Here is a 14,049-nt window from a genome sequence, read left to right as displayed (position 1 = left end):
CTTTGTTTCGCACCGCACGGAAAACATAGCTGCCCCACCGACTTGCGTCATCCAATTTCCCTTGGCCCGCGGCCGGCCGGGGTCGGTGTGGAACGTCTTCCCCGCAGGGTCGGTACGGGTGCGGCAGAAAACCGCGCCACCGGATTGACCGCCAGTGTCGCGGCCGCCCCGCCGGCGCGAAATGCCTCGACAAGACGCACGGTCCGGCACCCGCCAAGCCGGGCCGGTGCAGCGGTGAAGGATCCGTGGAACGGGCATTGGGAGGGCTCGAGCCGACGGTGTTGGCAAGTTGCCGGTTCCGGTTGAACGCCGGCGAACCCTCCATATACTAAACGACTGCCGGGCTGGCCCGGGCTTGCACGGATCAGCGTGGGAGTTCGCAACCGGTCCGGCCGCGGCCCCGGGCCCGTATGTGGGTCGGCCGGGAGCGGGAACGGAGAAAGAACGGAGGAAACGAGACATGTTTTGGCTGATCTTTTTGGTCACGCTGGTGTTGTCCTTGTGGGCAACAGCGCGGGTGAAGGCGACGTACCATCGGTACAGTCGCATGTTAGTGAGCTCCGGTTTGACCGGAGCAGAGGCCGCCGCGGCCATTCTGCGCCGGGCCGGCATCACAGATGTGGAGATTGTCGCCCACAATGGTTTCCTGGGGGATCATTACGATCCCATCCACAAACGGCTGGTTTTGTGTGAGGAGAATTTCTACGGACAATCGCCTGCGGCCCTGGGAGTGGCGGCGCACGAGGCCGGCCATGCCCTGCAGCATGCCCAGGCCTACAAGCCGCTCCAGTTGCGCATGGCGGCGGTGGGAATTACCACCTACGCCAGTCAGGTGGTGACCTTCCTGCCGCTGCTTTTCATGTTCGGCGGTGTGATCGAGCCCATGGTGGGGCTGATGCTGATGGCCCTGGCATGGGGCGTGATCATGGCGTTCAATTTGATCACCCTGCCCGTGGAGTTCGATGCCTCGCGCCGGGCTCGTGCGCTTCTCACCACCTCGGGCATGATCCGGACGGAGGAAGAGGCCGAAGCCGTCCGCCGGGTCTTGAATGCTGCTGCCTGGACCTACGTGGCGGCGTTCGTAACCTCGTTGCTCTACTTCCTCTACTACGTCCTGCCGCTGTTGACGGGCGGCCGCTCGCGGGATTGATCCCAGGGCGGTCGACCCGCGCGTCCGCGCTGATCCCACGGGCGGAGAAGACCGCCTTCGGCGCCTTCACGGCGCGACTTCGACCCGATAGAACCACGCCGCGCCGGTGCGCGAGGCCGGAAGGGTGTAGCGCAGAATCGAACTGGACGCCCGAATCCAATCCCCAAGCGGTTCCCACGGGGTCGCGTCCGTGCGACCCCACAGCCGATAAGCCCTACCCGGCACGGCGTTCCATGTGAGCCGCAGACCGTCGGTGCCCGGCAAGAGGTCGGCCCTGAGCGCCAGGGCCGAGGCGGCGTTGGTGGGGTTGGTGCCGGCGACGAACTCGGCCCAGTCGCTCATGCCATCCCGGTCGGCATCCGAGCCGGTGCCGCGTTCCGGATCCGGCCCTCCAAAGTAGGCCATCTCGTAATCGTCCGGAAGGCCATTGGCATTGGTGTCGAGGAACGTGTAACGGCCCTCCAGCACGAGGGTCTGACCGGAAACCAGCGTGTTGGTTTGTGGGGCTGGCGTGAGGTGCCAGGGAAGATCGGCGTACTCGACGATGTATTGGCCGGGCGGCGCATTGCTCAACACCGCATAAGCCCCGCGCATGCGGCGTGCCACCGGCCCGGACAGCACCCACTCCGCCTGGTGCAGGTTGTTGCTGAAGACCAGCACGCCGGGATCCACCTGGTGAACGGTGATGCTGACATCGTCCACCAACCAGCCGGGCCGCGGAATGGCGTCGAACGCGAACGAGAGCATCTGGTAGGCGAAGACCACGTTGATCATGTGCCCCACGAAAGGCGTGAGGTCCACTTCGACCCGGGTCCAGTTCTCTGCCTCGAATCCGTACTGGGCCACGGCGATGGGGGTGCCGACGCCGTTGGTGATGATGTAAACCGTGCCGGATTCCCAGATGTCCAGTTCATCGCGCGGGATGAAATCGTAACTGTGCCAGAACGTCAGCGTGGCCGTGTTTCCGCCCCCGAGATAGATGGAGGGGCTGATCAGGAAGGTTTCCATGTAATCGTAGGCCTGGCCGCGGAGGCTGGTTCCCCAGGCCCACGGGGGCGAGTGCGCTTGAGTTTCGTGTCCGTTGTCCGGCCGGCCGCGTTCCCAGCCGGAGACGGACTCGTCACTGCTGTAGACCGTCCATGCCGTGTTCGTGCCGTTCATGTCATCGACAAAGGGCGGAAGCAGCGGTGCGAGCGTGCGGAAGGTGTAGAGATTCCCGCGATTGTCATCCGTGCCGAGATTCCCCGCCGCATCCCGGCTGACCACGCGATAATAGTACACCGTGTCGGGGCGCAGCCCGGTGACGGTGACGTCATGCCGGGTGGAGGGAATGGGGTCGTAGGCGGTGCGCCCCAGCAGGGGCGATTCTCCGAACTGCACGAGCGCGTCGGCTGGCTCATCGGTTTCCCACGAAACGGTGGCCTGGACGTATTCGGGTTCGTGACGGGTATCGGAGACCGCCGGCGGTTGTGTGTCCACTTGTGCGGTGGCCACCACTTCTCGGCCGATGGAAGTGTCCTGGTAGCGAACCCGAAGGAGATCGCCGTGGCGGGCGCGAAGCCGGCCGGGCCCGGCCGGGTCGGTAACCGGGATCAATGCGAGTTCTCCCCGGAAAACGCCGGGTGTGACGGTTTCCTCCAACCAAAGTTCCTGTCCACCGGGGTCGGTCTCCGTGCTGACCTGCACGGAAAGGCGGCCCTGGCCGCGCTGGTCGGGGTCGCCCAACTCCAGCCCCACCAGCGCGGGCAAGGTGTAGGCCGTCCGATCGAGCCTGAGACTGGCTTCGCCCTCGGCGCCGGGCGCCAAGAATCGGAGGACGTTTCGCATCAGTTGGACACGGTCATTCTGGCCGTTCTCCAAGGGCACCGCGTCCAGCGGGAAGGAACAAAACACCAACCGGCCCTGCCCCGGGGCCGGATTTCGCGGCCACCGCAACCCCACCACGCCGCCGAAACCGTCCCCCAGCACGGGCACCGCTTCCGGAGACGGGCTGAACGTGTCCGAAATGTCGCTGATGAACCCGGCCCACAATTCCTCGTACACGGAGTAGTCGAGGTCCACCTCCAGACCCTCGCCCACCGGATCGCCCAACCCCACGATCGACGGCACGGTCACGTCCTCTTCGAACGCATCGACGTGCAGGACGTCGCGATTGAAGGCCGGTCCGAACGTCTCCACATTTCGCGTCAACAGTTCCATGGAAGCGACGAACAGGGCACCGCCCGCAGCGAGATAGTTGCTGATCAACAAACCCTGGGCCGGGGACCATCCGGTGAACTCTCCCACACGCCAGATCACGGCGCGATGGGCCAGCAGCGCGGCCAGAGGCGGATCCCCCCGCTCCGCCACGACCCAAACCTCGTACTCGGCTCCGGCCTGCGACAGCGCCATTGTGTAGCCGTCGAGCGGAGGGGCTCCAAAGAACGGATCATCGTAGCCATCCACCAGCAGCACCGGAGGGATCGACGGGATGACCACGGTGAACAGTTGACCCCCGTTGTTCTCCACGGCCAGGTTACCGGCTTCATCGGTGGCTTCCACTTGATAGTACCAAGTGGTGCCGGCCGGCAGGGCGCCCAACAAAACCGTCGGTTCCGTGGACCACTCGTCGGCCCCGGCTTGCAAAGTGAGCGGTGGGTTTGTGCCGTATCGCACCAACCCCCAGACGGGTTCGTCGGTGGTCCAGTGGATCGTGACCACACCGAAGTTCACCTCGCTTTGCACGCTGCGGATCCGCGGGGCGACCAGGTCTGCCAACGCAGTGACCACCCGGATGCGGCCCTCGGACTCGTCCAGATACCGGACCGTGATGACGTCCCCGTGTCGAATCTGCAGTTGCCCATCCGCGGTTGCCGGACCGGTGACGGTGGCGACGTGGCCGGTGAAGGAGCCATGGGCATCCGCAGGGACCAGTGGGACGATTTCCCCTTGCGCCTCCGTACTGCTTTCCACTTGCGCGGTCAGCCGGGGCGCACCCGCACGGTCACTGTCGAAGATCCGGATGTGGATCCGGCCCGGCGCAGTGTACGCGGTGCGGTCCAACTGCATGGAGGCGACCCCGGGAGGAATGAAACGACCCGAGATGACCAGCGCAAAGTCCTGATCGACCTCGGGCGTGTCGCGACGCGCATCTTCCGGGACGCGATGGGCCCGCACGCGAATGGTGTAAGGTCCCGGAACCGGATGCTCCAGGTACACACATTCGACATTGTTGCGACGGTCCGCGGCAGGCGGGTTGGGCACCGACTCCCCCTGGTGGAACGCGTTGCCGAGGAAGCGAACGCCACGCGGGTCGATGACCTCCAGATCCAGGTCGTTCACCAGGGCCGGCAGGACAAAGGGCGCCCCGGGGACATCCGTGTACGCCATGGTCACACGCAGCGGCTCCGATCCATCCACGGGAACAACCTGCTCCCAGGTCTGATCCGTGGCCAGGGGAACCGACTGGTCGAAAAAGCGGAATTCCCTCTCTCCCCCGAGCAGCCGGGCCACATTCAAGCGACCCCACCCCTCGTCGAAATTGGGCACGGGCGCGGTGCCCAAGCTGTCGTCCATGTCATCGGCCGAGTTGATCAACGCCGCCTTGACCAGGGCCGGCGAGGGAGTCGCGTTGGAGAAATGGTGTCGGTAGTACTGCACAAACAGCGTAGCCGCACCGGAGACGTGCGGGCCGGCCTGACTGGTGCCCCCCATGTACACGTAGTGCTGCGAGATGGGCAGCCAGGCATTCTCGTCCGGGGCTGCCGCACTGGCCAGCGACGCGATCCACGTCCCCGGAGCGACCAGGTCGGGTTTGATTCGACCATCCTCGCAGGGCCCCCGACTGGAAAAATCCGCCATGGCGTCGGCCCCGCTGTCATAGAGAAACAGGTCGAACCGATCGTTTTGACACGCCCCTGTGGCGATGACGTTCTTGGCCACGGCCGGGGATCCAATGGTGCGGGCGCCCGGGCCGGCGTTCCCGGCGGAAAACTCGAGGATGTAGGGTTGGTCGCCCAGTCGCAACGCGTCCGCATCCCGCACCAGTTCGTCGAATTCCATCGCGCTGACATCATAACGACCGCCGGTGTCGTCCCCCCAACTGTTGGACCCGATCACCGCTCCGGCTCGCACCGCGTCCCGCGTCAACCGCTCGAAACTCGGCGGCGGCTGGTAGAGACCCAACCCGTCAAAGATGCGTTGCGTTACGATGCGCGCGCCCGGGGCCACGCCCAGCCCGTACAGTTGACCGTTCTCGTCCGTTTCCCCGGTGGCACCGTCTCCGGCGATGATGCCCGTTACGTGCGTCCCGTGGCCGTGTTCGTCTGCGGCATCGGACAGGCTGCCGTAGTAAAAAAACGCCGGGGTGCGTCCCCACAGGTCGGGATGCATCGTGGCGGCCTCGCCCAGGGCAAGGCCGCTGTCCGCCACGGCCACTGTGACGCCGCTGCCATCCCAACCCAGCTGCTGGGTTTGCAGCCGACCGGGCCCGCCGTCGCCGGCGACAATTTTGGAGGATACCTCGTCGTACAGTCGCATCCGGGGAGCAGGCTCCACCCACAACACAGCCTCGGAGGCCGTCAGGTTGGGCAGCTCGGAGGCCGGCACTCGACCCCGCAACACGACACCGCTGCGGAGCCGGTTTTCCTGGATGAGAAGCTGAAACCGCTGCCGCAGGGAGGCGACCGTGCTTGCGTCCACGTCCGGCGCCAGCAGGACCGTGGTTTCCACCACGGACGGCGCCGTTGCAGCGGCCAACGCCGGGTGCAGCTTGTGACGCGCCCGATACGGCCCGATCCACTCGACAAAGGGCAGGTTTCGCACCTCTCCGGCCGGCACCTGCGCGCACCGGACGACAAACGCGTCCTCGGGCACGTAGCGCAGGATGCGCAGCCCGAGCTGCTCCAACGCGGCGCGCCAGTCGGCCCGGGGGGCCTGCTTGAGCTGCACCAGATACAGTCCGTGGAGCCGCGGCTCCTGCCCCGGCACCCCCGCGGCCGCCGTCAACTCCGGAGAACGGTTCGTGCTCGGGTCGAAGGGGTCCGTTCGCAAGTGGATGGGCTTGGCTTCACACCAAAGGCCGGCGCCGGCGGCCAGGCCCAGGATCACCGTCACCTCCCAACAACGGTACACGAGCCGAAAGCGGTTCACTGCGCGACAATACGCCAGGGGCGGCCCCCCGGCAAGGCACCGCGGCCCTGGTGAGCGAAGCCCTCCCGCCAGCGCCTGCCTGCCACTGGGCGCCCGACCCGCAGCCGCTCAAAGGACAACGTCCTCCGCAACCCACCGGGTGGAATCCACGCCGGCAGAGTCTCCGACAGAATGCCCGGCGGTTTACACCCGCCTGTCCCGCGTGTCGCGCTCCCCCGGGTAAAGAGCCCGGCGGCTGTTCGAAATCGACGCGGCGCTGCGGCTGCAGGCTGTTTTGTCGCTGGTCAAGCGGGAGGGGTGGGGTACTTTGGGGGTGGGTATGCAGGGTGGTTTTGACACGATTGAGTCGGTGTTGGCGGATTTGCGCCGGGGGCGCATGGTCATTGTGGTGGACGATGCGGACCGGGAGAACGAGGGGGATCTGGTGATGGCGGCGCAGTTTGTGACGCCGGAGGCGGTCAATTTCATGGCCAAGTACGGGCGGGGGTTGATTTGCGTGCCGACGACGGCCGAGCGGCTGCAGCAGCTGGGCATTGACAGCATGGTGCGGGAGAATCGGGACAGTTTTCGGACGGATTTTCAGGTCAGTGTGGATGCGGCCCGGGGCATTACGACGGGGATCAGTGCGGCGGATCGGGCTCGGACGATTCAGGTGCTGGCCGATCCGACGGCGGTGCCGGAGGATTTGGTGCGGCCGGGGCATGTGTTTCCGTTGCGGGCCAAGCCCGGGGGGGTGTTGCAGCGGGCGGGGCACACGGAGGCGGCGGTGGATTTGGCGCGTTTGGCGGGGCTGCGGCCGGTGGCGGTGATCTGCGAGATCATGAACGAGCAGGGGCGGATGATGCGGCTGGGGCAGTTGCGGCGGTTTGCGCGGCGGCATCGACTGAAGCTGTGCACGATAGCGGATTTGATCGAGTATCGGCGGCGGCGGGAGAAGTTGATCGAGCGGGTGGAGACGGTGGGGTTGCCGACGCAGCTGGGGCGGTTTCAGCTGCATTTGTACCGGTCGCGGCTGGACGGGCAGCATCATGTGGCGTTGGTGATGGGGGAGGTGGCGGGGCGGCAGGGGGTGTTGGTGCGGGTGCACAGTGAGTGTTTGACGGGGGATGTGTTTGGGTCGTTGCGGTGTGACTGTGGGCCGCAGTTGCGGGCGGCGATGGAGCGGATTGCGCAGGAGGGCTGCGGGGTGTTGGTGTACATGCGCCAGGAGGGGCGGGGCATTGGGTTGGAGGGCAAGATTCGGGCGTATCGGTTGCAGGAGCAGGAGGGGTTGGACACGGTGGAGGCCAATGCGCGGCTGGGCTATCCGATGGATTTGCGGGAGTACGGGTTGGGGGCGCAGATTTTGGTGGATTTGGGGCTGCGGACGATTCGGTTGTTGACGAACAATCCGAAGAAGCTGGTGGGCCTGGAGGGCTACGGGTTGGAGGTGGTGGAGCAGATTCCGCTGCGGGTGGGAGCCAATCCGCACAATGCGGGGTATTTGCGGACCAAGCGGCAGAAGATGGGCCACTGGCTCTGAGGGGAGGGGGCGGGGATGTTGCGCAGGCGGCAAGCAGCACGGGTGCGGGGGGCCGGGGGGTGGTATGTCATCGTGGCCTCGCGGTACAACCGGCGGTATGTGGAGGGGATGGTGGGGGCGGCGCGGGCGCAGTTGGAGGCAGCAGGGGCAGAGGTGACGGTGGTCCGGGTGCCGGGGGCCTATGAGATCGTGTTGGGGGCGGAATTGGTGGCGCGGGGTGGGTTGGGCCGGCGGCCGGCGGCCATTGTGTGTCTGGGGGTGATTTTGCGGGGCGAGACGATGCATGCAGAGCTGATCGGCCGGGCGGTCACGGACGGGCTGATGCAGGTGGGGTTGCGGCACGGGCTGCCGGTGATTCACGAGGTGTTGTTGCTGGAGAACGAGGCGCAGGCGCAGCGCCGGTGCCTGGACCGGCGCTACAACCGGGGTCTGGAAGCCGCCCAAACCGCCCTTCAAATGGCACGCCTGGTCAAGCGCTTGGAGGGATCGAAGCCGGCCCAATGAGAGGGCATCGGCAACGGCCTTCCGAGAAGCGGGTCGAGGAGTGTGTGAACGCAAGGGTCCTCGCTTTTGGATCCTCGTTCTCCCTGCAGCATGGCACCAAAGGGTAGAAGAGATTTTTGCAAAATTGCAGTTGACAATTTCCGGTGGCGGGGCGAAAAGTCTGGACGTGAACAGATCCCGATCCAACTGAGTCGAGTGCAGGGCCGCGACAGGGCGGTTCTGTGCTTCGTTCGGTCGGTTCGAGATCTGGAATCTGGTAAGACCCAGTTGGGCCATAACCCGAACCAACAACCAAACCCTGACGAGAATGCGCGGATCAACGAAACCTGACGCGCAGTGGTGTGGACCTATGAAACCGACGCACAAACTCTGGGCTGTCTCCTCCCTCTTGGTGGCGCTCACGGCCGGAGCCCAAACTTGGACCGGCCAAGATGTAGGTAATCCGGGCATTCCGGGCTCCCACACGGGTACCCCTCCCGGCCAAATGACCGTCACCGGCGGTGGGGCTGATATTTGGGGTACCTCAGACCAGTTTTACTATGTTTACACCACCGTGGATGGGCATTCGTGGGATGCGAAGATAAGGGTCCACGATCTGCAAGGGCCGGACTGGTGGACGAAATGCGAACTGATGGTTCGTGTTCCGGATGCCAGCGGCTTGCCGCAGGGTCCGGACCCGTTCATCGCCGCCATGACCACGCGTAGCGCGGGCCAGAATCAGGTGGCTCCTCAATGGCGCGCATCGCGTGGAGGGGATGCTGATTGGAATACCTTCAACCAGACGGTTGCCCCCACTTATCCCAACACTTGGCTTCGCCTGACGCGTCAGGGCAGCGTGATCACCATGTGGTACGGCACCGACGGGGTCAACTGGACCAAGTATGCCGACATTGACACCGCCAGCACCCAGTTCGGATTCGGTCAGCCCTTCCCCGGGCGGGTCCTGGTGGGCGTCGCCGTGACCGCCCATAACAATGCCGACTTGGGCACGGCCACCGTGTCGGACCTGAGCGTGACCGTGTCCCCGGCCGCTCCGAATCTCCAGGTTGTCCGCGATTTGCAGAATCAGACGGTTTACTCCCATACGACTGTCACTCTGACCTTCCAGGCCACCAACGCGGCGATTGCCAACGGCTCCCTGGGTGTCGGCGATTACCAGTGGTTCAAGAACGGTCAGCCGATTGCCAACGCTACCGGGCCGACGTATTCGTTCGTGGTGGCGCCCGAGGACAACAATGCCCAGATCTATTGCCGGGCCGTGCTGGGCAGCGCCTCCGTGACGAGCACCGTGGCCACGCTCACTGTGCAGGCCCCCACGGAAATCGTTGGCATGCTCAAGTGGGAGTACTATCCGGGCGTGAGCCTGTTCGGGATCCGAAGTGGTGCTCATGGCCGACCGGCACAGATTCGGGCTCTGACCGCGTTCGATGGTCCCCAGAACTTTGCCGACAACTACGCCAGCCGGATCAGTGGACTGTTCGTGCCGCCGGTCACGGGGGACTATGTGTTTTTCATCGCTGCGGACGATGATGCCGACCTGTATCTGGGCACCAACGCCAGCCCGGCCAGCAAACGCCTGATCGCCCAACAGGAGGGTTGGTCGGGCCGGAACAACTGGATCACTCACGGCGGCGGTGGCAGTGCGATCGCCTGGTCGCAGAAGCGCTCCGACACCTGGAGTCCGGACGGTGGCATGAACCAGCCGTACAACGCGGGCATTCCGTTGGTGGCGGGGCAGAAGTACTGGATCGAAGCCGTTCATCGGGAAGGCGGTGGCGGAGACAATCTGGGCGTTTACTTCATCCTCAAAAGTTCGAGTGACCCGGTGGATGGCGAACCTTCGAACCTGACGAATGGCGTCATTCGGATGCTGACGTGGACGCCGACGACGCTGACGATCACGCGGCAGCCGCAGTCGGTGACGCAGTGGGAGGGCCTGGATGTGACGTTCAGCGTGGAGGTCTCGACGGACGCGGAGCTCACGCCCGCGTACCAGTGGCAGCGCAACGGCGTGGACATCCCCGGACGCACCGGACCCACGCTGACCATGACCGCCAACATCGCGGACAACGGTGCCCGGTATCGTTGCGTGGTCAGCATCCCCGGCACGGGATTGACCGTGACCAGCGACGAGGCTACGTTGACGGTTCATCAATCGGTTTTCATCACGGGCATCGTCCGACGTGAAGTTTGGGGTCCGAACAACAGTTCCGTCACCCGCGTGATGGTCGAGAATGGTCAGGCCGGACCTCCGAATATTCGCGACTTCATCACCGCTTTTGACGTGACCGACTGGGCGGACAACTACGTCCAGCGGTTGAGCACGTGGTTCGTACCGCCGACGACCGGTCGGTATGTGTTTTACCTGTCCTCCGATGACGACAGCGACCTGTTCCTGAGCACGGACGAAAACGAGGCCAACAAGCGGCTGATTGCACAGCAGAGCTCGTGGAATGGAACCCGTGCATGGCAGTCCGGGCTCAATGTCACCCAACGCAACTCGGATACCTTCGTGGCCCCGGACGGGAGCATGCCCGGCCAGGGCGGCATCCCGTTGACGGCAGGACAACGTTACTACATCGAGGCCGTGCAGCACGAGGGCGGCGGTGGAGATAATATCGCCGTTTACTACACGCTGTATGGCGAGCCGGCGCCTACGGATGGGACCCCGTCGAATCTGCGGGGCAACGTGATCGGGCTGAAACTGCCGGCGCCCACCTCGTTGAGCATCACGCAACAGCCGCAGAACACCACGGTGCGCGCCTGGCATCCGGCGGTCTTCACCATTGGGGTGGCCACGGATGCGATTTATCCGCCCACCTATCAGTGGCGGCGCAACGGCCAGCCGATCGCCAACGCCACCAGCACCGTGTACTCCTTCGTCACCTCGACCAACGACAACGGGGCGACGTTCGACTGCGTGGTCACGCTGTCGCAGTACGGATCGGTGACCAGCCAGGTGGCCACGGTGACGGTCCTGACCGACACGGTCTTCGTGCCGGGCCAGGTCAAAGAAGAGTTCTTTGTCGGCGCAAGCTTCGATGACGTGCTGTACGGGAACGTTGGGTTCCCGACGGTCGTCAGTAACTGGACCATCTTCGAGTCGCGCACGAATATCGCCGACAACTTCACACGTCGGGTGAGCGGGTTCTTCATCCCGCCCCAGACCGGCGACTATGTGTTCTTCATCAGTTCGGATGACGAGAGCCGGCTGTTCATCAGCACCAACAGCGATCAGCCGGCGGCCAAGGTGTGGGTGGCGCACCAGCGTGACTGGAACGACGCCCGCATGTGGGTGTCTGGCAATAATGCCAGCCAGCGTCGTTCGGACCAGTTCACGCCGGACGGTGGGGCCAATTATCCGTATGCCCAAGGCATCCGCTTGGAAGCCGGTCGGCGTTATTACATCGAGGCGATCCAGCGGGAAGGCGGCGGTGGGGACAACCTGGCCGTCACCTTCAAGCTGATGAATGAGAACGATCCGGTGGATGGCGATGCGCCGCTGCTGACCGGGAATGTGATCGGGTACATGGCCGAGCCTGCGCCGGTGGAGCCGCCGGTGCTGACGGTGGGGCGGCAGGGCGACAATGTGGTGATCTCGTGGAGTCCGGCCGGTGGGCGGCTGGAGAGCAGTCCGGTGCTCGGGCCGGGAGCGGTTTGGACGACGGAGACGACGGCCAATCCGGCGGTGATTCCGATCACGGGCACGGCCAAGTACTTCCGGGTGGTGCGGTAGGCGCGGCGAGTAAGCCGGTCTCCCAAACCAGCCGCTAACAGGTTACGCGGGGTCGGGTCGGCGAGAGGCGGGCCCGACCCCGGTTCGTTTCTGCGCGGCCCCGGGATTTGAGATCGGATTCCTTGTTTCGGTCGTGCGCCTGTCCGGTGGCACGCGCTCCGTTCGAGGTCAAAGTGAGCCGTGGTCCGGAAAACCGGGACCGACGAACATCGCTCGCTTTGAGCCCTTGGAATCTGTTCGCAGCCGGAATTCCTATCGGTAGGGAAGGTTGCGATTTCTCGAGGGTGAACCGCCCTGGCCCCCCGGTTGCAAAAGCCCCAAAGCCGTGGACCGCCCTGTCACAAGGAATGGGTCCGCAGGAAATCCCACTCTCGAAGGCACCGTTGCAGCGACTTGCCAGCTTTTTATCGCGTGAAAAACTTTGGGGCGTAGGGAGTCGGCAGCGAACACGATTCGTTCGGCACGGCTCGCCTCTCCTGGGCATCTGTGACTCCGCAATCCCTCGAGGTCCCGGTGGCCAATACCCTGCGCGGCGAACCTTCGGCCGAAAGAAGAAACCACCGGGTCGGCTCGAGCTTCTGAAAGAAGACGTGTTGCTTCGAGAAACGGGCTTTGGGAATCAACGGCGTGCGAAAGCGTTCTTGGTGGTCTGGAGCTTCTTCAACGGCCCACTGGCGCGCGAAGGCACGCTGAATCCGACAGCTACAGTCTCGGGGCAGTACCTGGGTTCCCTTGTCGACGATCGGGGGTGGCCCGGCATTCCGGAGTATCAACGCGTCGGAACCCGCGAACCAAAAACCAGCCGGCGCGACTGGCGAAAGGGCCGCACGATCGCCGACCGGGGATTTTTTCCGCATTGCGAAACGTGCGAGACCGGTCCAGGGCTTGCCTGGCGATCTCCAGAGAGCAGCCAGGGTTCCGAGATTCGCTGCTCCCGGAGAACAACTTTTCGGCCCGCGCGTTCGAGACGGCGCTCCGGTGAGTCAAGCAGTCCGGGCTGGAGCCCCAACGCCGATCCATGAAATATCGCCGGCTGGCAATGACTCCACGCGTTTCAAGTACTCGGGGTCGACACGTTCCCAAGATGCACGGCCCGGAATGAAGAACGCCACAGTATGGGCTGGAGGGGCTCCTGCGGGCGCCTAAAGGCCCAATGTGGAAACGGAGTCTCTGGTCACACGCTGGGTACGGAAGCTTTGTTTCGAGCACGGATCCCTCGATTCCGGCGAGGCGCGCTTGCTCACGGGGCGGATCCGGCAGAACGGGGCATTCTCTCGATACTCCAGCAAAGAACGGTTGACGGCCCAAGGGCGCGCCGATGGCGCAACGCGGCCCCCTTGTGCCATGGGTTGCGCTCGTTGTCGTTTCGGCCAATTGGGTTTGGCAGATACCCTGCCGGCGCTGGCAGGGTACGGAAAAAAACAGCTTCGGTCGGGGAATTGCCCCTCCAGATCAACGACCTGCAAGCGGCATGTGCAGAATCGGGCTGTTCCAATCCCGTGCCGCGGGCCTCTCGAGAGGTCCTGGGCCTGCTCCGCAGAACCGCCGGGCTTTCCAAAAACAGTGGTTTCCCGAAGGAGATTCGTGTCGTACGACCATTGGCGGCGCCGCGCACAGACCCGGCTTACGTAACTTTGTAACGCTAATGCGCAAGAGCGGAGCCGCGCGAGCTCATGCCGATGCCCTGGCGAAACGCTGCGCAGCCAGCCGTCCACGAGGGCCTGCCCCGCCCCGGAGGCCAAGCAAGCGCCAGCCGCCGGACAATGGAGGGCACTAATCCGGCCAACTGCCTACGCTTGCGACGCGGAAGGGGATGAATTGGTCATGCTCTGCGACATGCACGTCGAGGGGCTCCCGGCCATGAGCCCGTAGTGCTACAGACTCTGCTGAGGTTCGAGCGGCCCCGCGACGGGGACTGCCGGGGGCTGGAATTCCAGCAGCTCGGAACCCGGGCGTGGAGGACATCGTTCGGCTTCGTGCGTTTATCGGAAGGGAACAGGAAGCGTG

General features: G+C 64.6%; 5 protein-coding genes. 4 read left to right on the top strand and 1 reads right to left on the bottom strand.

Going from position 1 to position 14,049, the window contains the following annotated elements; translation table 11 throughout:
* Positions 1-460: 460 nt before the first annotated feature.
* Positions 461-1,150 (top strand): zinc metallopeptidase, encoded by a 690-nt coding sequence (locus tag ACPDIT_RS03820; RefSeq protein WP_423441703.1) that lies wholly within the window; start codon positions 461-463, stop codon positions 1,148-1,150.
* A 66-nt stretch (positions 1,151-1,216) separates the two neighbouring features.
* Here the strand turns inward: ACPDIT_RS03820 and ACPDIT_RS03815 are convergent, their stop codons facing one another.
* On the bottom strand, positions 1,217-6,280 hold the full coding sequence (locus tag ACPDIT_RS03815; protein WP_423441701.1) for a S8 family serine peptidase: 5,064 nt from the start codon (positions 6,278-6,280) through the stop codon (positions 1,217-1,219).
* Positions 6,281-6,599: 319 nt separating this feature from the next.
* Between ACPDIT_RS03815 and ACPDIT_RS03810 the strand changes: the two genes are divergently transcribed.
* The 3 genes from ACPDIT_RS03810 to ACPDIT_RS03800 all read left to right on the top strand — a co-directional run bounded on the left by ACPDIT_RS03810 (position 6,600) and on the right by ACPDIT_RS03800 (position 12,042).
* Entirely contained in the window at positions 6,600-7,802 is a 1,203-nt protein-coding gene (locus ACPDIT_RS03810; RefSeq protein WP_423442567.1) for a bifunctional 3,4-dihydroxy-2-butanone-4-phosphate synthase/GTP cyclohydrolase II, read from the top strand.
* A gap of 15 nt (positions 7,803-7,817) precedes the next feature.
* Positions 7,818-8,306, top strand: coding sequence for a 6,7-dimethyl-8-ribityllumazine synthase (locus ACPDIT_RS03805; protein ID WP_423441699.1), 489 nt, complete (start codon positions 7,818-7,820; stop codon positions 8,304-8,306).
* A gap of 349 nt (positions 8,307-8,655) precedes the next feature.
* Positions 8,656-12,042, top strand: a complete 3,387-nt coding sequence (locus ACPDIT_RS03800) for a PA14 domain-containing protein (RefSeq protein ID WP_423441698.1) — start codon at positions 8,656-8,658, stop codon at positions 12,040-12,042.
* Positions 12,043-14,049: the final 2,007 nt, after the last annotated feature.

Origin of the sequence: Limisphaera sp. VF-2, assembly GCF_049537125.1 — a bacterium.
Classification (GTDB): domain Bacteria; phylum Verrucomicrobiota; class Verrucomicrobiia; order Limisphaerales; family Limisphaeraceae; genus Limisphaera.
This window is presented reverse-complemented; position numbering and strand designations above follow the sequence as displayed.

What these genes read in the sequence shown, in the direction of transcription:
- ACPDIT_RS03805 (WP_423441699.1), top strand. Translation starts at nt 7,818, where the DNA reads ATGTTGCGCAGGCGGCAAGCAGCACGGGTGCGGGGGGCCGGGGGGTGG.
- ACPDIT_RS03810 (WP_423442567.1), top strand. Translation starts at nt 6,600, where the DNA reads ATGCAGGGTGGTTTTGACACGATTGAGTCGGTGTTGGCGGATTTGCGC.
- ACPDIT_RS03800 (WP_423441698.1), top strand. Translation starts at nt 8,656, where the DNA reads ATGAAACCGACGCACAAACTCTGGGCTGTCTCCTCCCTCTTGGTGGCG.
- ACPDIT_RS03820 (WP_423441703.1), top strand. Translation starts at nt 461, where the DNA reads ATGTTTTGGCTGATCTTTTTGGTCACGCTGGTGTTGTCCTTGTGGGCA.